An 18,221-nucleotide genomic window follows, 5' to 3' on the forward strand; every position below is an offset into this window, starting at 1 on the left:
CCGCGCGTCGTTAGCGGGCGATCTTGAACAGCCGGAAAAAGTTCTGTGTCGTCGCATCGGCGAGTGCCTCGACGGCGATGCCGCGCTCGGATGCGATAAAGCGTCCGACATGGCTGACGTACGCAGGTTCATTCGGCTTGCCGCGATACGGCACCGGCGCGAGGTACGGCGAGTCGGTTTCGATCAGCAGCCGCTCGAGCGGCACGCGCCGCGCGACGTCCTGCACGTCGGTCGCGTTCTTGAACGTGACGATGCCCGACAGCGAGATATGGAAGTTCTGCGCGAGCGCCTGTTCGGCGACGGGCCACGGCTCGGTAAAGCAGTGCATCACGCCGCCCGGCACGTCCGCGCGCTCCTCGGCCATGATCCGCAGCGTGTCGTCCGACGACGAGCGCGTATGGATGATCAGCGGCTTCATCGTCGCGGTCGCCGCGCGGATGTGCGTGCGAAAGCGTTCGCGCTGCCATTCCATGTCGGCGATCGAGCGGCCTTCGAGGCGGTAGTAGTCGAGGCCCGTCTCGCCGATCGCGACGACCTTCGGGTGCGCGGCCAGCTCGATCAGTTCCGCGAGCGTCGGCTCCCGTGCGTCCTCGTGATCCGGATGCACGCCGACCGACGCGTACACGTTGTCGTGCGCCTGCGCGATCGCGAGCACGTCGGGCAACGTCTCGAAGTCGACCGACACGCACAGCGCGTGCGTGACGTCGTGCTCGCGCATGTTCTCCAGCACGGCCGGCAGGCGGTCGGCGAGACCCTTGAAATTGATGTGGCAGTGAGAATCGACGAACATCGTGTTTCCTGAATTCGTAAGACGGGCGCTCATGCGCTCGCCGGCAATCGTTTCTCCACTACGAGGAAACGATACGCGCTCACGCGAACATTTCCCGATAACCGAGAAACAGTTCCTCGAATACGAGCCGGGCATTGAGCGGATGGTTCTCGACCGTCCGCTGGCGCGTCACGGCCTTCATGAAGCGCGCGAATGCATTCGCGTCGACGGCTTGCGCGCAACGCGCGAGCGCGGCCGCCTGCATCGGGAAGTAGCGCGGCGCACCCGCCATCCGCTGTGCGAGCAGATCGTAGAGCCAGCGCTGCAGCCAGCCGAGCACCAGCGGCACCGGCAGCTTCTGCAGCGTCTCGCCACAGGCGAACGGATCGCACGCGGCGCCGGCCGCGAGCTGGCCGAGCGTGAAATCGCGCAGCGGGCGGTTCTCGTCGCTCGCCAGCGCCAGCGCGGCGAGCGGCGCGCCGCCGGCCTCCGCGAGCAGCGCGCGCGCATCGTCGACGCCCTGCCCCGCGAGCCACGCCGCGGCCGCGTCGGGCGCCGGCACGGTCATCGGCCACTGCCGGCAGCGGCTGATGATGGTCGGCAGCAGCCGGTCGATGCGTGCCGACACCAGCAGGAACACGACGCCGGACGGCGGCTCCTCCAGCGTCTTCAGCAGCGCGTTCGACGCGGCGACGTTCAGCGCCTCGGCCGGATACAGCACGACGACGCGCGCACCGCCGCGGTGCGATCCGACCCCGCAGAAGTCGAGCAGCGCACGCACCTGCTCGATCTTGATCTCCTTGCTCGGCGCGCGCGTCTTCTTGCCGCCTTCGTCCGCGTCGGTCGGCTTCGCGTCGTCGGCCGCACCCGGCGCTTCGCCCGCGAGCGCCTCGGGCAGCACGATCCGGTAGTCCGGATGGTTGCCCTGCGCGAACCACGTGCAGGCCGCGCAGGTGCCGCACGGCTCGCCGTTCGGCCGCGGCGCTTCGCACAGGAAGCCCTGCGCGAGATGCTGCGCGAACTGCAGCTTGCCGATCCCGGCCTGGCCGTGCAGCAGCAGCGCATGCGGCCACTGCGCGCGCAATTGCTGCAGGCGGTTCCAGTCGTCGGTCTGCCACGGATAGATCATGTGGTGCGTTCCTTCGTGTTACAGCGCGGCGAGCACGCGTTCGAGCTGCTGGCGGATCTCGGGAATCGTCTGCGTCGCGTCGACGATCGCAAAGCGATGCGGCGCCTCTTCCGCGCGCCGCAGGTATTCGCCGCGGGTGCGCGAGAAAAACGCGTCCGACTCGCTTTCGAACTTGTCGGGCATGCGCGCGGCGCCGCGGCGCTCGCTCGCCACCTGCGGCGCGACGTCGAACAGCACCGTCAGGTCGGGCTGGAAACCGCCCTGCACCCACCGCTCGAGCGTCTCGAGCTTGTCGCGCGGCAGCCCGCGGCCGCCGCCCTGGTAGGCGAAGGTCGCGTCGGTGAAGCGATCGGACACGACCCAGTCGCCGCGAGCGAGCGCGGGCTCGATCACGAGCGCGAGGTGCTCGCGGCGCGCGGCGAACATCAGCAGCGCTTCGGTCTCGAGATCCATCGGCTGGTTCAGCAGGATCTCGCGAAGCTTCTCGCCGAGTTGCGTGCCGCCCGGCTCGCGGGTAACGACGACCTGCCGGCCGCTCGCGGCCAGCCTGGTTTGGAGGCGTTCGCAGAACCATTGCAGGTGGGTGGTCTTCCCGGCCCCGTCGATGCCTTCGAACGTGATGAATTTACCGCTCGCCATTATTGACCTCGTATGTACTTGTCCACGGCCTTGTTGTGATCGCCGAGCGTGTCCGAGAACACGCTCGTGCCGTCGCCCTTCGCGACGAAATAGAGCGCGCTCGTCTGGGCCGGATTGATCGCCGCCTGCAGCGAGGCGACGCCCGGCAGGGCGATCGGCGTCGGCGGCAGCCCGCGGCGCGTATAGGTATTGTAAGGAGTGTCGGCCTGCAGGTCGCGCTTGCGCAGGCGGCCGTCGTACGCGTCGCCGAGGCCGTAGATCACCGACGGATCGGTCTGCAGCGGCATTCCGATGCGCAGCCGGTTCGCGAACACGGCCGCGACGAACGCGCGATCGGCCGCGTGGCCCGTTTCCTTTTCGACGATCGACGCGATCGTCAACGCTTCGTAAGGCGTCTTGTACGGCAGCCCCGGCACGCGCGCGGCCCACGCTTCGTCGAGGCGCGTCTGCATCAGGTGGTATGCACGCCGGTAAATGTTCAGGTCGCTCGTGCCTTTGTCGAACAGGTAGGTGTCGGGGAAGAACAGCCCCTCGCCGCTGCCGCGCTGGATCGCGTTGTCCGGTGCGCCGATCGCGCGCAGCAGTTCGGCATCGCTCATGCCGGCCGTCGCGTGCGCGAGATCGGGATTGCCGTCGAGTTCCGCGCGCATCCGCTTGAAGGTCCAGCCCTCGATCACCGTCGCGACGTACTCGTTCACGTCGCCGCGCGCGATCTTCTGCAGCACGTCGTACGGCGTGACGCCGGTCTTGAATTCGTAGTTGCCTGACTTGAGCCGGCTCGACAGCCCGAGCAGGCGCGTCATCGCGACGAAGCCGAGCGGCTCGACCGGCACGCCGCCGCGCTTGAGCTGCAGCGCGACGCTCTTCACGCTGCTGCGCGGCTTGATCGTGACGTCGAGCGATGCGGCGCCCAGCAGCAGCGGCCGGGTCGCCCAGTAATACCCGCCGCCCGCGCCGGCAGCGGCCACAACGACGGCCAGCGCCACGACCGTCGCGGCGCATTTCTTCAGTAGGGACATGGAAACGTGACTCAGGTAAGACCCATATAATACTTGCTCGCCTTCGTCAAAGTCAGGGTTGACTGTTCCCTCATTCCATGAGCACACCGTTCGCTTCACCGGCTGCCCAGGTCGCATCCGTCTCGCTCCCCGTTTTCCCCCGCCCGTCCGCCGCCGATTTCGACGCGCCGGGCGCCTGCATGCCGCTTGCGCAGTTCGGCGTGATCGACGTGGCCGGCGACGACGCCGCGACGTTCCTGCACAGCCAGCTCACCAACGACATCGAACATCTCGATGCCGCGAGTGCGCGCCTGTCCGGCTATTGCTCGCCGAAGGGCCGCCTGCTCGCGTCGTTCCTCGCGTGGCGCGCCGGTCACGGCGTGCGGCTGCTGGTCTCGAAGGACGTCCAGGCCGCCGTGCAGAAACGGCTGTCGATGTTCGTGCTGCGCGCGAAGGCGAAGCTGACGGACGCGAGCGACGCGCTCGCGGTGATCGGCTTCGCGGGCGACGTGCGCGATGCGCTGTCGGGCATTTTCGACGCGCTGCCGGACGGCGTGCACGTGAAGGTCGACGGCCCGGCCGGGGCGCTGATCCGCGTGCCGGATGCAGCCGGACGCAAGCGCTACCTGTGGATCGGGCCTCGCGCGGAAGTCGACGCGCGTCTCGCCGCGCTCGCCGGCACGCTGCCGGTCGTGTCGCCGGCTGTATGGGACTGGCTCGACGTGCGCGCGGGCGAGCCGCGCATCACGCAGCCGGCCGTCGAACAGTTCGTGCCGCAGATGGTCAACTTCGACGTGATCGGCGCCGTTAACTTCCGGAAGGGGTGCTACCCGGGCCAGGAAATCGTCGCGCGCAGCCAGTATCGCGGCACGATCAAGCGCCGTACCGCGCTCGCGCACATTGCCGGCGAGACCGACACCGTGCATGCCGGCGTCGAGCTGTTCCACAGCGACGACCCGGGCCAGCCGTGCGGGATGATCGTCAACGCGGCGGCCGCGCCTGCGGGCGGCGTCGACACGCTCGTCGAGATCAAGCTGGCCGCGCTCGACAGCGGCACGGTGCACCTCGGTTCGGCCGACGGTCCGGCGCTCGCATTCGACGCGCTGCCATACGCGTGGCCGACGGAAGCGTGATGCACTGACAACCCGTTCGCACGCCGGTTCGCAGATGGCGGCCGGTGCGCGATGTTTCCTGCGAGAGATTCGCCCGATGTGTCTGATTGCCTTCGACTGGCAGCCTGATGCCGCCGCCGGTCCCGTCTTTACCCTGATCGCCAACCGCGACGAATTCTTTCGCCGTACGAGTGCGCCGCTTTCGTGGTGGGAGGATGTGCCGGGCGTGCTCGCCGGCCGCGATCTCGAAGCGGGCGGCACGTGGCTCGGCGTGTCGCGCGACGGCCGCTTCGCGGCCCTGACCAATTACCGTGCGCCGTTCGACATTCGCGCGGGCGCGCCGACCCGCGGCAAGCTCGTGTCCGATTTCCTCCGCAGCCCGTCCGTCGCGCCACTCGATTACCTCGGCGAACTGGCCGAGCACTCGGCCGTGTACAACGGCTTCAACCTGCTGGTCGGCGACTGGAAGCGGCGCGAGCTCGCGTGGTTCTGCAACCGCGCGGCCGAAGGCGAAACCGGCGTGGCCGCGCCGGTCGCGATCGACGCCGGCGTGCATGCGCTGTCGAATGCGCGGCTCGATACGCCCTGGCCTAAAGTCGTGCGCAAGCGCGCGGAACTCGGCACGCTGCTGACCGACAACCCGACCCCGTCGCTCGACGAGCTGATCGAGCTGATGCGCGATCCGCATGTCGCGGACGACGACGCGCTGCCGCATACCGGCATTCCGATCGAGCGCGAGCGTGCGCTGTCGGCCGCGTTCATCGAGACGCCCGAATACGGCACGCGCGGCACGACCGCGCTGCGCGTGACGATGAAGGAAGGCGTGCGATTGACGGTCGACATCAAGGAACGCTGCGACGACGACGGCTCGCACCGCACCGTTCGCCCGGGTAGTTTCGAGCGCGCGTTCACGTTCGACATCGACGCGACGCGACCGCGCTGAGCCTGCCGCGCGTGCGGCGCTAGGGCGCGCGCGCCATTTCGACGTGCGGCACGCCGATTTCGACGAACGGTTCGCCGATCGCCGTGAAGCCGTGCCGCACATAGAACGACACCGCGGCATCCTGCGCGTAGAGCCGCACGACCGGCTCGCCGCGATGCCGCGCCGCGTCCAGCAGCGCATGCAGTACGGCCGATCCGGCGCCCTGCCCGCGCGCGTCGGCCAGCACCGCGACGCGGCCGATCGTGCCGGTGCGCAGCAACCGCCCCGTCGCGACCGCGCGGCGTGCGCCGGTCGCCGCATCGACCCGGTAGGCAACCGCGTGCAGCGACAGCGGATCCTCGTCGTCGAGCTCCCATTCCGGCGGAATCCGCTGCTCGCGCACGAACACCGCATCGCGAATCCGTGCGGCATCGCCGCCCAGCACCGCCCAGTCGCCCGTTTCCACCCAGCCGTCGGTCATCGCTCCCTCCGCGCGGCGCCGGGCGCCGCCGCCGTCAAACGTCGTCGAATGCGGCCCTGAGCGCCGCCACCGCGTCGGCATGCGCGGCCCGCACCTCGGGCACGTAGCCGCCCATCTTGAAGAACTCGTGGATCATCCCCGGATAGCAGACCAGCGTGACCGTATTGCCGGCCGCACGCAGCTTGTCCGCGTACGCGGCGCCCTCGTCGCTCAGCGGATCGTATTCGGCGGTCGCGATCCAGGCCGGCGCGACCCCGCCGAACGACGGCGCATCGCGCGTGCCGTCGAGCGGCGCGAAGCGCCAGTCGTCGCGGTCGGACCGATCGCGCACGTATTGCGTGAAGAACCACTGGATCGTGTCCTGCGTCAACAGGTAGCCGTTCGCGAGCCGTCCATGCGATTCGGTGTCCTGGTAGCCCGTCACGCCCGGATAGATCAGCATCTGCAGCGCAAGGTCGATGCCCGCGTCGCGCGCGAGCACCGCGCAGACGGTCGCGAGCGTGCCGCCCGCGCTGTCGCCGCCCACCGCGAGCCGCGTGGCGTCGATGCCGAATGCGGCCGCTTCGCGATGCAGCCAGCGCAATGCGTCGTCGGCGTCGTTCACCGCGGTCGGGAACCGGTGTTCGGGCGCGAGCCGGTAGTCGACCGACAGCACTGCGCACTGCGCGTCGCGCGCGAACATCCGGCACAGCGCGTCGTGCGTATCGACGCTGCCGACCGTGAAGCCGCCGCCGTGGTAATAGACGAGCGCCGGCAGCGGTTCGGCGAGGCTCGGCTCGACCGGCAGGAAGAGCCGCGCGCCGATCGAGCGGCCGTCGCGCGTCGGCACGACGCAGGCCTCGACCGAATGCATCGGCGCCGGCGCGACGTCGAGGATCGGCGCGCTCTTCTCATACGCGGCGCGCGCCTGCTGCGGCGTCTGGTGGTGATACGACGGACGTTTCGCGCGCTCGACCATGTCGAGCACCTGGGCGATCTTCGGATTCAGCGGCATCGGTGAGGACGGCGCGTGCGGCACCGTGAGCGGACAAGCGTCACATGATGCCACGCGCGGGTCGGTCGCGCGGTGCGCCGGAAGCCCGTGCCTTCAATCAAAACGGCCCTGCCTGGGAGAGGCAGGGCCGCCGTGTGTCCGGGCGCTTACGCGTCGCTCGGGCCGGGCTGCGCGTCCGGCGCCGTGCGCGTGCGTTGCCGCTTGATGTCGCGGCCCACCGCGAGCCGCCGCATGTACTTGAACGTGCCGAGCGCCTTCGCGACGAAGTTGCCGTCGCTGTCGCGCACTTCGCCTTCGCAGTACGCCATCGTCGTCGAACGATGCATCACGCGTCCGTACGCACGCAACTCGCCGCGCCCGGGCTGCATGAAGTTCACCTTCATCTCGACCGTGACGACGCCGACGCCGTCGTCGGTCAGGCTGCGCGCGGCCATCGCGAGCGCGATGTCCGACAGCGTCATCGTCACGCCGCCGTGCGCGATGCTCCACGTGTTCATGTGCCGCTCGTCGAGCGGCAGCACGATCTCGCTCGCGCCGTCCTTCGCGGACACGAGCCGCACGCCGAGCAGATCGACGAACGGGCTTTCGATCGACGGACCGTCCGTCGGGGATGCCGCGTCGCTCATCGTGCTGCGCTTTCCGAGAGATAGTCGACGCACTGACGCGATTCGGCCACCGCCACGATGAATTTCTTCACTTCCTGGTGAACCGGGTGCACCTGGTACGCATCGAGCGCGGCCTGGTCCGTGAAATCGGACACGAGCACGACGTCCGACGTGGCTTCGAGTCCCGGCGTCGCGATGCCGACGTCGAGTTGCAGGATGCCCGGCACGAGGTCGCGGCAGCCTTCGAGCTTTTCCTTCAGCTTGAGTGCGTTCTGCGCACGCGTGCCGCCTTCGGCCGATTCCTTCAGCTTCCACATCACGATATGTCTGATCACTTTGTTCGCTCCTGTTCGCGTTGGTTCGGCGATTCGCCCAAAACCCTTACCAGTCAGGCGTCAACCGCCCTTTCATCGTTCGCTCATGTTCGTCGAAAATCGCACCCAGCCGAGGAAAAAGCGAGTATCAAAGCGGGGACAATTTCAAACTTCCAACGACGATACCCGCTTTTTCACCGTGCCACTTACAGACGTCAAGATCCGACAAGCGAAAGCAGGCAACAAGCCTACCAAACTTACCGACGCCAATGGACTGTATCTTGAGGTGCGCCCATCAGGCTCGAAGCTCTGGCGATACCGATACAGGATTGCCGGAAAGGAGAACGTATTCGCGATCGGCGAATACCCTACCGTCAGTCTACAAGACGCGCGCGGAGCGAGAGACGATGCCCGCGCGCTTGTGAAGAAGGGGCTGCATCCTTCACACGCGCGTCAGGAAGCGCTGTCCGCGCGTATCGATGAGGGCAAAGCAACTTTCCGAGCCGTCAGCGAAGAATGGCTGGAGAAAGAGCGGAAAACGTGGACCGAGCGGCACTATGGCGAGATTCATCCGTTGGCTTCGCGCCGCAGTTTGAGGCTCGCCACCCGGTCGCGCGTCAGTTCCCGCAAACCGTCGATGCGCTGCGTCCGCGACCTGATCGATGGCGGGTCCGCAGTTCCCGACCTCGATCAGTACTTCCGAGTCAGACGACGCTGCTGTCACCCGTACCGGCGTATTCGGTGTTCCGTACTTGACGGCGTGGTTGACCAAGTTAGTCAATAACTGCTGCATGCGTTGATCATCCCACTCACCTCGAAGGTCGCCGCTTATATCGAGATTGATTTGACGGTCAGGGTGAGCGGCCTGCAATTCGTCGACCACATTGGTGAGCGTATGCGCGAGATCGACATTCCGTCGAACAACGTTGATGCCTGGCCCAAGCTGAGTCCGATTGAAATCGCTGAGATCGTCGAGGAAACCGTGCATGCGGCGACCGCGCCTGATCAGCCGAGCGGCCGCCGCCGATACGTCCTCTCCCGCATTGAGCGCCGCTAGATAGGACGCCGTGAGCTGAATCGTGTGCAGAGGCGAGCGCATGTCGTGACCCAGCATACCCAGCAACAAGTTGCTGATGGGTAGCACCAGCGTCAACAGCAATCTTGTAACTGCTTCGATTCGGCAGCTCAAACAATGTCGCTCGACTCGGTATGGCGCACTTCAAGTTACTGCCAAGTCGACCGGTGCTTCAATGATTGGCGCGCGCCACGAATTCCCTATCCACGATGTAGGTAGCATCGAATCGAAAAGGAATACCCGTTTTCGCCACAGCATGCCAATCTGACCCGAGATCAGCCGAGAACGAGCAAAGGTCACGTTCTGCCCCTCGACCGAAACCGCTTGACACCATCCTTCACGGCGCGTAGTGTCGGCCGTGAAGTATTCAAGAAGCGCGACTGCTGCTCATCATCGACCGCGACCTGCGGTATTCGTTGTCCTCCCCTCTTGATTATTTTTCCGCGTTCGTTCGCGACGCATACGCTCGTCCATTCTCAGGAGATCTAACATGGATACCGGTACCGTCAAGTGGTTCAACGACAGCAAGGGCTTCGGTTTCATCACGCCCGACGGCGGCGGTGACGATCTGTTCGCCCACTTCTCCGAGATTCGCGGCGACGGTTTCAAGAGCCTGGCCGAAGGCCAGAAAGTCAGCTACGAGACTAAGAGCGGCCCCAAGGGCCTGCAGGCGTCGAACATCACCCCGCTGTAATCGTCTTAAGCCCTCAACCAGAGCGGTGCGTTACCACCGCTCTTTATGCCATGCACGGCCTCGCAGACGCTACGAGTCTCGAGACAGGCACGCAGGGGCTGTCCGTTTCGCATCGCGTTGTATCCGGATGCAAGATTACGCCCCTCATAGTGCGCGCGTTCCGCCGAGCATGAGCGATCAGACAAGCCATGCTCATAGGATCGCGCACACGACGCGGCAGGAAAACTCCATGACACGAAATCAGCCTCGCGGCAACAAGGCGCCTCCACGTACCAAGCAGCCAGTGATGTTGCCCAAGCTCGGCACGGCGTTGAACTGGGTGCCACCCAAACAGTCGTCAGTCACGAAATTACACCCCAAAAAGCGCACGACGCCCCCGCAATAGCGAGCGCGATCGCGGCTGCATACGCAGCAGTCGTTGTCGCGCAACCCGATTGCGGCGTGAAGCGGCGCCGCTCGCGATCCAGTTGCCAGCGCGCCTGATGTGCCGTTGAATGAAATGGGAATAAGTTGGACGCCCAACAATCGATGCGCGTATGATGGACTCATCCGAGCGATCGCTAGCCCTCCGAGCGCTCCCCTCTCCACCATCGCGCGCTCGCTGCATCACCCCTCCTCCGCGCCGCAACGTTGACCCTTTCACCCCACCACCGGCCCGCCCGACGATGGACGGATGTCGGTCGGACGAGTTCGCCCGCGTTGTTGGCCGTGGTCGAACACTAGGAGTTTGTCATGAGCACGCATGTCTACCGCGGATTCGAGATTTATCCATTGATTTACCCTCACGTTCCGGCGGCGAATGGAGCCCCGCACAACTACGATGCCGGCTTCGACGCAGCAGTCAAGATTTGTCTTCGCGGTGTCACGGACACGCTGACGCAAAGCCAGACCTTCAGGCTTCGCAATAACACGCCGTTCGATACCGCCGGTGACGCACGTCGCGCATCGCTGCGCTATGCCGAGAACATCATCGACGACAATCGCGAAACGCAGGGATTTTTTTCGAGCGCAGGGTAAGGAAGCTCGCGATGCTGATGCGATGTATCAGCAATTTGGAGAACAAAATGATCATCGACGAACTGCTCGCATTGATCAGGCGACGTGAGATCGCATGGACCAACACGGTCTCGCTCGTCGGCATCTCTGATTCGGCGCTGTGTCACCAGCAAGAGTTGCAAATGTTCGTAGCAATACGCGCGCTATCGATCGGTGCCGGACATTCGGAATTTGAGTCCGACGAGATAGCAAGCGCCGTCATGACACGACTCGGCTAATTTTTATTCGAACGTTACCAAACAGGACAACCATGACGACCATCACGTTGAAAGTCAACGAACCGATCGATGTCGCGCTGCGGCGATTCCGCCGCAACATCGAGAGAACCGGGTTGATTCGCGAATTGCGCAGTCGCACCGGCTACGAAAAGCCCACGACAGAACGCAAGCGAAAAAAAGCCAGTGCCGTTGCTAGGCAGCGCCTGCGAGCGAAGCGCATGTTGCCCCCACGCAAAATGTACTAGGAGAACAACGTGTCCAACATGCCGGCCGACGTTCCGCCGTTTTTCCCGTTGACGAAATGCCAAGTAGATTTCGATCGACAGAAAGACATGGTGACATTACTGCCGAGCTTCTATGCATTCGGATGTGAGTACACCAGCCGCGGACTCTTGATCGGCCGAGACGATGCATTCAAATTGATTGCAGCCATAGAGAAGGCGCTCAGCATCCAAGGATGATGCTGACGCATTAACAAGCATCGAAAGCCAGAAGACCAACTATGCGTGTCGTGACCAGGTACGTGGATTTGCTCTGTTTCCTTGTTGTCCTTCAACTCGTCACCAAACGGAAAACTCGGGCGTGGCTGTCACCCGTTCAGCTCGTGGAATCACTGCAGGCATGGCTTATCGTCCATCGCGCGAAATGCGAGTGGCGCGATCGTGTCTGGATAGGTCACGCTTCTCTTCAGATAGCGAAATCAGTCCGCTCCGTGGACGCCACCGCGCTCTCGGAACGGCTTCCTGGCGTTGGAGATGACTCAGCCCGTCCACGAGGCACGCTCGTGAATCGGTTGAGCCTACGGATAAAGTGCATTCGGTACCTTCGAGACCATGTGTGATAGTGGCTACGCTCGCGCGGCGAAGAAAAACGGTGGAATGGTGCGTTGCAGATCCGTTCAGGAAACCAGCCGGATCATGATACGCCGTTACACCCGACTCTCTTTCCCGCAGCCCCGCTTCCAACTCAGTCCGCGACGACCACAAATTTGGAGGGGCAAATGCTCTTCAATTCGACGCGATTCCGAATCGATCCGACACCACGTAGAGCCGATGGGCAGTACGTCGCACATGTGAGGATTACCACAACACTGATAGACGGAGATGAACGACAAGTACACTGCAGCGGCGATTTGGCTGCCTTCGAGCGTCGAGACGACGCAGTTGCATATGCAACGGAATGGGCAGAAGTATGGTTGACTTCACAATTTGGTTGATGATGAGGAAAACCAACGAAAGAATGTGAAGGAAATGGCTCTTTCTCTTCAAGAGCCTATGCAGAGGATCAGCTCGGAAGGAGTCTGATTTGCCAGCGTCACCCCGGAAGAAGCAACGCACGTGATGATAATTGATCAAAGATCCATACCTCACTATCTCGTCCTTCTGGGCGGCTGGCGGCCCTATGTGTTGAATATGGACCGCATCGTTATCCGACGGGAAGCCAGTCGATTGCTGCTGGCTTTTGCACGAACTCGCGGAAAACTCGAGCGTATCGACGGTGACGAATGGACCATGTTTTCCAATGCCCAAAATTTGTCGGCACTTGACCGGCAGGAGGCGCGGTTCTACACGCTAGTGAAGGGAACGGAGACCGAACACCAACTGCGGTTGCTAGCAATTCTCTGAAATTGGATTCCGAGTACGAGTCCAGCGCGTTCAGATTCGGATACGGTGGGCACCTATTCTTCCGTCCGCGCACTACGAACTTGCTGTTGCAGCCTGCTCTTTGCAACCGACTCACCGTGTATCGACTGATGCCTCCGAATGATGTCGATTCGAACGCAGCTCGCGGATTATCAGCACCTTATGTATCGAAATGTGAATGCAGCTTCCACATCACGATATGTCTGATCACTTCCGTTGCTCCTGTTCGTGTTGATTCGCCATTCCGGCCGAAACCCTTGCCGGTCATGGATGTTCCGTTGCGCCGCCATTCACGCGCCGGCAAGCGCGGCCGGCCACGGGAACGCAAACGTCGAAACGGGCATCATTTCACGCCTGCGGCGGCGATGCCCGCTTTTTCTCCACCTCTCCCACCGATGCCAGACTCCCGCTCGCAAGTACCGGCACCGGCCTGCCAGACTTGCCTGCACCAGCGTACGGTCATTCCGAGGTTCGCCTGCCCGGTTGCCGACGTGGCGTTCCGCGCCGCGCCTGAACGTCGGTTGTGATTCACTTGATCAATTGCAGCACGTCGCGAAAATGCGGATGCCGGCTGGACCCGAGCCATTCGAACCCGATCATCTCGACGGTCGCAATCTCCACGCCCTTCGCCCGAAGCCTGTCGATCGCCGCATCGCGATCCACCGTCTTGCGGGAACCCACGGCATCGCGGACCACCGTGACCTTGCGGCCGCTGCGCAACAGGCCGAAGGCCGTTTGCAACACGCAGACGTGTGCCTCGCAACCAGCAACGATGACAGTGTTGCGCTCGGCCGGAAGCGCATCGGCCAGGCCATCCGCGCACGCGTCGAAATGGTCCTTGGCCACGGTGTCCGAGCACAACCCCTTGAAGTCCGACACGGTCTCGCCGAGCCGGAGCGGACTCTGCTCGGTTCCGATGACCGGCACCTCGAATATCCGTGCAATACGGCCGAGTCGAACGGCCTGCGCCACGACGCGCGCCCCGTCGTGAATCGCCGGCATAAGTCGAGTCTGAAAGTCCACCAATACGAGCACTGAATCGTCGGGTACGTGTAGCACCGCGCATTCTCCAAGACGATGCAAGGGCGACTTCGACCACCGCCTGCCATCAATGAAACGTCCGGCTCCGCGAAAGACCGGAATCGAAAGCGGAAGAAGCCTCCAAGCCTACCAAATTTGTCGGCTCAGACGGGTGATTGCGGGCGCTGCGGTTGGGGACCGGAATTCGAAATCGGCATCGCGCGCCCGCACTCGGCGCCATTGCGGGAACGCCAATTGCTCGCTCGCCTGCCGCGCCGAATTCACCGAATTCGCCGCCGTCGATTCAACCGCCCGGCAGGCACCGGCAAATCGCCCATACCGGCATCCATTGCCGATTGATTCTCGTCGAATTTCAAATTCGATTATTTTTTTCAATTCACACCAATTCGAACATTTTACCGATCCATCAGGAAATAATTGCACTCGCTTTTCAATTGATTATTCGCGCGTCTTCAAAATCATTATTGACTTCAGCTTTACCCGAACTTTAGAATCCCCTACGAAAGCTTACGTTTCATTTTCCTCGCCGTACACGATTCACTTCCTGCGCCATGCCGTGGCGCCTGCGGAAGCAGTCATTCATGCCTCACCGGGCGGAGTTTCCTTTCGCTTTTCAATTCCGGAATTTAACCGCGCGCCGGTTATACCGCCCAATTCGCCCCGCATCACACCGGGATTAAGTCGCGCATTCATCTGAATGCCGGCGCACCGGACGAAGCAGGCCGAGCGCCCGCAGATTCGATCATTTTCATAAAAATCGCCAGTCATCAGGAGGGACATGACATGCATCGCTTCGCGAAGTCGCTGTGTATGGGATTCGTCTGCGCCGGCCTGCTCGCGGCCTGCAACGACGACGACGTCCGGTCGGGCAACCCGCCGTCGAACCAGGCCGCGCTGTCGTTCCGCATGGACACCGGCGGGCAGATCAATGCGTTCTACCGGCAGGACAAGGTCGCCGCGCACCTGCTGGTACGCTCGTCGACGAAACCGCGCCTGCTCGTGGTGTTTCCGGCCGGTAACAGCGGCACCGGGCTGTGGTTCGACGATACCGTGCAGCCGGTGAACTGGAGCCTCGATACGGCGCCGTCCGCGCTGTCGGCGCCCGACACGCACGGCCGCCCGCTGTACGGCATCGGCGCCGACGTGTCGGTCGACACCGACACGCTGACGATCCGCCAGGGGCTGCTGAGCAATGTGCGCTTCCTGCGCGACTTCAACGGCGGCGCGACGATTCCGCCGGAAATCGTCGCCGCCCCGACGCTCCAGGGCAGCGCCGCGCAATGGCAGCGCGACCGGATCGACGGCGCCCCGGGTTACGCGCTGCGCCTCTCGCTGCGCGACGGCGGCAGCATCTCGACGGCAGCGGGCGGCAAGCTCGTGCTGCGCGCGGCGGCCGGCACACGCACGCTGAAACTGCATGTCGATGCGCTGTCGGGCGAGACGCCGCTGTCGCCGATCCTGCGCGCCGATCTGCTCGCGCCGTCCGTGAATCCCGACCCGGTCAGCCAGAACGTGCTCGAATTCCTGAGCTTCCACGACAAGCTGCTGGCCGGCTCGTGGCAGTACGACACCTACTTCGGCCGCGACACGCTGATCTCGGTGCGCATGCTGATGCCGGTGCTCGAACCGGCGGCGATCGAGGCCGGCCTGACGTCGGTGCTGAGCCGCCTGTCGAACGACGGCAAGGTCGCGCACGAGGAAGGCATCGGCGAATTCGCGCTGGTCGACAACGCGAAGCACGGCCGGCCGAACGATGCGACGCCGACCTACGACTACAAGATGATCGACAGCGACTACCTGCTCGCGCCGATCGCCGCGGCCTGGCTGATCGACGACACGCGCGGCCAGGCGCGCGCGGCCGCCTATCTCGCCCAACGCGGCAGCGACGGCCAGACGAACGGGAGCCGGCTCGTCGTCAACCTGCTGCACGTCGCGGCGACCGCGCAGCCGTTCGCGCAGCAGCCATCGATCGCGAACCTGATCCACCTGCGGCCCGGCGAGATCGTCGGCAACTGGCGCGACAGCACCGACGGGCTCGGCAGCGGCGTGTATCCATACGACGTGAATGCGGTGCTCGTGCCGGCCGCGCTGCGTGCGGCGAATGCGTTTCTCGCACACGGCCTGCTCGATCCGTACCTGGACGCCGGACAACGCGCGACGCTTGCGAACACGGCGACCGAAGCGGCTACCTGGGAGCAGCAGGCGCCGCCGCTGTTCCAGGTGAGCGTGCCGGCCGCGCAGGCGGCGGCCGACGTGTCGGCCTATGCGCCGTCCGCCGGCGTGCCGGCCGGCACCGCGCCGGACGCGCCGCTGACGTTCTACGCGCTGTCGCTCGACCAGGAGGGGACGCCGATTCCGGTGATGAATTCCGACGGCGGCTTCGCGCTGCTGTTCGGCACGCCGCCGGACGACCAGCTCCGGCGGATCGTCGCCGACGTCACCCGGCCGTTCCCGACCGGGCTCGTCACCGATGCCGGAATGCTGATCGCGAATCCCGCGTATGCGAACCCGACGCTGTGGCCGAAGTTCACGAGTTCCGCGTATCACGGCACGGTGATCTGGTCGTGGCAGCAGGCGATGTGGGTCGCCGGGCTCGATCGCCAGCTCGCGCGCCAGGACCTGTCTGACACGACGCGCACGCTGCTGACGCAGGCGCGGCAGACGATCTGGCAGGTGATCTCGAACGGGCGCGACATGCGCACGTCGGAAATGTGGACCTGGTCGTACGTCAACGGCCAGTACCAGACCGACGCATTCGGCACGCGCAGCGCGGATGCGACCGAGGCCAACGCGGCGCAGCTGTGGAGCACGACGTATCTCGCGATCCGGGATCCGCAGCTGCGCACGGGCAAGTACTGGTGGCAGGCGTCGCAGCGGATGCAGGACGCGCAACCGGAGCATGCGGCGGCCGTTGCGTCGCGATAGATGACGCACCCGTGACACGAAAGCCCCGCACGCGCATTCGCCAGCGGGGCATCATTCAGGTCGCGCGCGAAACGGGGGTTCGCCGCCGGACGCGCGGCGGCCGTCAGTGCGCAACCACGCGATTGCGCCCGTCCCGCTTCGCCTGATACAAGCGTTCATCGACCGCCCGCAGCAACGCATCGACCGTGCTCCCGTCGACGCCGTACTGCGCGACGCCGACGCTGACCGTCACCTGCACGCGCTTGAAATCCAGCCCGAACGGCGAACTGGCGATCGACGACCGCACGCGCTCGGCGGTCATGCGCGCGCCTTCGAGCGGCATCTCGGGCAACAGCGCCATGAACTCCTCGCCACCGACCCGCGCGAGCGCACCGGCCGGACGAATCGCCTCGAGACACTGGCGCACGACGCCGCGCAGCACTTCGTCGCCGATCTGGTGGCCGTACGCGTCGTTGATGTTCTTGAAGTTGTCGAGATCGAGCGCGAGCAGGCAAAATGGCGTGCCGTCGCGTTCCGCGCGCACGATCTCGCGCTCGACCTGCGCGATGAACTGACGGCGGTTGGACGCACCCGTCATCGGATCGGTCGCGGCCATGTATTCGAGCTTCTGGTTCGTGCGCCGCAGCTCCTGCAACGCACTCTCGGTGCGCGCCATCGATTCCGACAGCCGGCTCATCAGGTCTTCCTGGCTGTAGATCGCCGAGAACGAGCGCGTCGTCTGCAGCGCCTGCACGACGCCGTAGCTGAGCAGGAAGAACCCGCCCGCGAAAATCGCATGCGCGAGCCACCACATGTGATTCCACGGCTTGCCGAGAATGAACGCGAGCGACGACAGCGCGAACGCCATGATCGACACGCCGTAGATCACCATCAGCGGCGACCGGATGCGCCGCGCGAGCAGCACGCCGACGTTCAGCAGCGAAAACACCAGCGCGCCGCCTTCCATCGACAGCCGCGTACCCAGCGCGCCGGCGACCGGCGAATACGCGATGTACGCGACCGCCACGTTGATGGTCACGAACAACATGACCCACGGCAGCCACGTTCGCGCGCGCGTCCGCTTCTCGACGCGATCGGGCGGCTGCGAATATGACATCAGGCCTGTCAGCAGCAGGATCGACATCACGAGGCGCGAGGCGGGCCCGTACAGCAGGAACAGCCAGATATTGTGGTGCGCCATCCCGGTGAACAGACCGTGGAGCGCGTAGATCATCGCGAAACCGAGAAAGCCGAGTGTCAGCCAGCGCAGCAGCGGCTCGCCGGACGAGCGATAGCACACCCACGTCACGTAGGTGACGAACGCGCCTTCGAGGGTCGCGGCCGCGATCGCGATTTCATGGAATGCGTGGCTCTCGAACACGACGCGCGGGTCGCTGAAGAACCACAGATAGGCAATCAGATAGGCCGGCAGCAATGCAAAACCGACCAGCAAGCATTTTGCGTAGAGCCGCGCGGCCGCGCTGACGACACGCGGCGGTTCCCCGGCTGCATAGGTCGTGCTCAATTTGATCCCCGTTTCGGTCTGCTGCGTGGTTCAAACGTCCACGATGCCGGAAACGCGCGGTGCATCGTCTTCGCCGGCTACCGGAAACGCGTTACGTGCGTT

Annotated in this window: 21 protein-coding genes and 2 pseudogenes; 12 read left to right on the forward strand and 11 right to left on the reverse strand. The window is 64.5% G+C overall.

Annotated elements, in window-relative coordinates:
• Window positions 1-10 precede the first annotated feature (10 nt).
• The 4 genes from DIE06_RS13925 to mltG form a co-directional block, all read right to left on the reverse strand.
• Complete coding sequence (locus DIE06_RS13925) at window positions 11-790, reverse strand: TatD family hydrolase (protein WP_124661902.1); 780 nt, start codon at window positions 788-790, stop codon at window positions 11-13.
• A gap of 79 nt (window positions 791-869) precedes the next feature.
• The gene (locus DIE06_RS13930) at window positions 870-1,898 is read right to left on the reverse strand and encodes a DNA polymerase III subunit delta' (RefSeq protein WP_124661903.1); all 1,029 of its coding nucleotides are present in this window, start codon (window positions 1,896-1,898) and stop codon (window positions 870-872) included.
• Between the two features lie 18 nt (window positions 1,899-1,916).
• A complete protein-coding gene (gene tmk, locus DIE06_RS13935) occupies window positions 1,917-2,537 on the reverse strand; it encodes a dTMP kinase (protein ID WP_124661904.1) in 621 nt (206 codons plus the stop codon).
• Window positions 2,537-3,556 carry an endolytic transglycosylase MltG gene (gene mltG / locus DIE06_RS13940; protein ID WP_124661905.1) on the reverse strand — a complete coding sequence of 340 codons (1,020 nt, stop codon included), beginning with the start codon at window positions 3,554-3,556 and terminating at the stop codon, window positions 2,537-2,539. The genes tmk and mltG overlap by 1 nt, the downstream gene beginning before the upstream one ends.
• A 77-nt stretch (window positions 3,557-3,633) precedes the next feature.
• Between mltG and DIE06_RS13945 the strand changes: the two genes are divergently transcribed.
• Together DIE06_RS13945 and DIE06_RS13950 are read left to right on the forward strand one after the other, a co-directional pair.
• Window positions 3,634-4,668: a folate-binding protein YgfZ gene (locus DIE06_RS13945; protein ID WP_124661906.1), complete on the forward strand. Its 1,035-nt coding sequence runs from the start codon at window positions 3,634-3,636 to the stop codon at window positions 4,666-4,668.
• A gap of 76 nt (window positions 4,669-4,744) precedes the next feature.
• Window positions 4,745-5,590 carry an NRDE family protein gene (locus DIE06_RS13950; RefSeq protein WP_124661907.1) on the forward strand — a complete coding sequence of 282 codons (846 nt, stop codon included), beginning with the start codon at window positions 4,745-4,747 and terminating at the stop codon, window positions 5,588-5,590.
• A gap of 19 nt (window positions 5,591-5,609) precedes the next feature.
• On the opposite strand, the gene DIE06_RS13955 is transcribed toward DIE06_RS13950, so the two are convergent.
• From DIE06_RS13955 to DIE06_RS13970, 4 genes are all read right to left on the reverse strand, one after another.
• A complete protein-coding gene (locus DIE06_RS13955) occupies window positions 5,610-6,050 on the reverse strand; it encodes a GNAT family N-acetyltransferase (RefSeq protein WP_124661908.1) in 441 nt (146 codons plus the stop codon).
• Between the two features lie 34 nt (window positions 6,051-6,084).
• Window positions 6,085-7,044 carry an alpha/beta hydrolase gene (locus DIE06_RS13960; RefSeq protein WP_124661909.1) on the reverse strand — a complete coding sequence of 320 codons (960 nt, stop codon included), beginning with the start codon at window positions 7,042-7,044 and terminating at the stop codon, window positions 6,085-6,087.
• Between the two features lie 146 nt (window positions 7,045-7,190).
• Complete coding sequence (locus DIE06_RS13965; protein ID WP_006753420.1) at window positions 7,191-7,670, reverse strand: PaaI family thioesterase; 480 nt, start codon at window positions 7,668-7,670, stop codon at window positions 7,191-7,193.
• Window positions 7,667-7,984 carry a Dabb family protein gene (locus DIE06_RS13970; RefSeq protein ID WP_124498654.1) on the reverse strand — a complete coding sequence of 106 codons (318 nt, stop codon included), beginning with the start codon at window positions 7,982-7,984 and terminating at the stop codon, window positions 7,667-7,669. The genes DIE06_RS13965 and DIE06_RS13970 overlap by 4 nt, the downstream gene beginning before the upstream one ends.
• 85 nt (window positions 7,985-8,069) lie before the next feature.
• Between DIE06_RS13970 and DIE06_RS39000 the strand changes: the two are divergent.
• Window positions 8,070-8,366: pseudogene (locus tag DIE06_RS39000) on the forward strand (Arm DNA-binding domain-containing protein); the annotation flags it as partial.
• Between the two features lie 39 nt (window positions 8,367-8,405).
• On the opposite strand, the pseudogene DIE06_RS13980 reads toward DIE06_RS39000, so the two are convergent.
• A pseudogene (locus DIE06_RS13980) lies at window positions 8,406-9,092 on the reverse strand (sensor histidine kinase); the annotation flags it as partial.
• Window positions 9,093-9,528: 436 nt separating this feature from the next.
• Between DIE06_RS13980 and DIE06_RS13985 the strand changes: the two are divergent.
• The 7 genes from DIE06_RS13985 to DIE06_RS14020 all read left to right on the forward strand — a co-directional run bounded on the left by DIE06_RS13985 (window position 9,529) and on the right by DIE06_RS14020 (window position 12,631).
• Entirely contained in the window at window positions 9,529-9,732 is a 204-nt protein-coding gene (locus tag DIE06_RS13985; protein WP_124661910.1) for a cold-shock protein, read from the forward strand.
• Window positions 9,733-10,464: 732 nt separating this feature from the next.
• Window positions 10,465-10,749 (forward strand): hypothetical protein, encoded by a 285-nt coding sequence (locus tag DIE06_RS13990; protein ID WP_124661911.1) that lies wholly within the window; start codon window positions 10,465-10,467, stop codon window positions 10,747-10,749.
• 47 nt (window positions 10,750-10,796) lie between these two features.
• Entirely contained in the window at window positions 10,797-11,006 is a 210-nt protein-coding gene (locus tag DIE06_RS13995; protein WP_124661912.1) for a hypothetical protein, read from the forward strand.
• 32 nt (window positions 11,007-11,038) lie between these two features.
• The gene (rpsU, locus tag DIE06_RS14000) at window positions 11,039-11,251 is read left to right on the forward strand and encodes a 30S ribosomal protein S21 (RefSeq protein ID WP_124661913.1); all 213 of its coding nucleotides are present in this window, start codon (window positions 11,039-11,041) and stop codon (window positions 11,249-11,251) included.
• A gap of 9 nt (window positions 11,252-11,260) precedes the next feature.
• Window positions 11,261-11,467, forward strand: a complete 207-nt coding sequence (locus tag DIE06_RS14005; protein ID WP_124661914.1) for a hypothetical protein — start codon at window positions 11,261-11,263, stop codon at window positions 11,465-11,467.
• A gap of 539 nt (window positions 11,468-12,006) precedes the next feature.
• Window positions 12,007-12,222, forward strand: coding sequence for a hypothetical protein (locus DIE06_RS39005; protein WP_124661915.1), 216 nt, complete (start codon window positions 12,007-12,009; stop codon window positions 12,220-12,222).
• Window positions 12,223-12,346: 124 nt separating this feature from the next.
• The gene (locus DIE06_RS14020; protein ID WP_124661916.1) at window positions 12,347-12,631 is read left to right on the forward strand and encodes a hypothetical protein; all 285 of its coding nucleotides are present in this window, start codon (window positions 12,347-12,349) and stop codon (window positions 12,629-12,631) included.
• A 546-nt stretch (window positions 12,632-13,177) separates the two neighbouring features.
• Here DIE06_RS14020 and DIE06_RS14030 read toward each other — a convergent pair.
• Entirely contained in the window at window positions 13,178-13,708 is a 531-nt protein-coding gene (locus DIE06_RS14030; RefSeq protein WP_124661917.1) for an isochorismatase family protein, read from the reverse strand.
• Between the two features lie 52 nt (window positions 13,709-13,760).
• On the opposite strand from DIE06_RS14030, the gene DIE06_RS14035 reads away from it, so the two are divergent.
• Both DIE06_RS14035 and DIE06_RS14040 read left to right on the forward strand, forming a co-directional pair.
• Window positions 13,761-14,387: a hypothetical protein gene (locus tag DIE06_RS14035; RefSeq protein ID WP_124661918.1), complete on the forward strand. Its 627-nt coding sequence runs from the start codon at window positions 13,761-13,763 to the stop codon at window positions 14,385-14,387.
• Window positions 14,388-14,473: 86 nt separating this feature from the next.
• The gene (locus DIE06_RS14040) at window positions 14,474-16,615 is read left to right on the forward strand and encodes a hypothetical protein (RefSeq protein ID WP_124661919.1); all 2,142 of its coding nucleotides are present in this window, start codon (window positions 14,474-14,476) and stop codon (window positions 16,613-16,615) included.
• 103 nt (window positions 16,616-16,718) lie between these two features.
• Here the strand turns inward: DIE06_RS14040 and DIE06_RS14045 are convergent, their stop codons facing one another.
• On the reverse strand, window positions 16,719-18,119 hold the full coding sequence (locus tag DIE06_RS14045; protein WP_124661920.1) for a GGDEF domain-containing protein: 1,401 nt from the start codon (window positions 18,117-18,119) through the stop codon (window positions 16,719-16,721).
• Between the last annotated feature and the right edge of the window lie 102 nt (window positions 18,120-18,221).

It is taken from the genome of Burkholderia sp. Bp8998 (assembly GCF_003854235.1).
GTDB lineage: Bacteria > Pseudomonadota > Gammaproteobacteria > Burkholderiales > Burkholderiaceae > Burkholderia.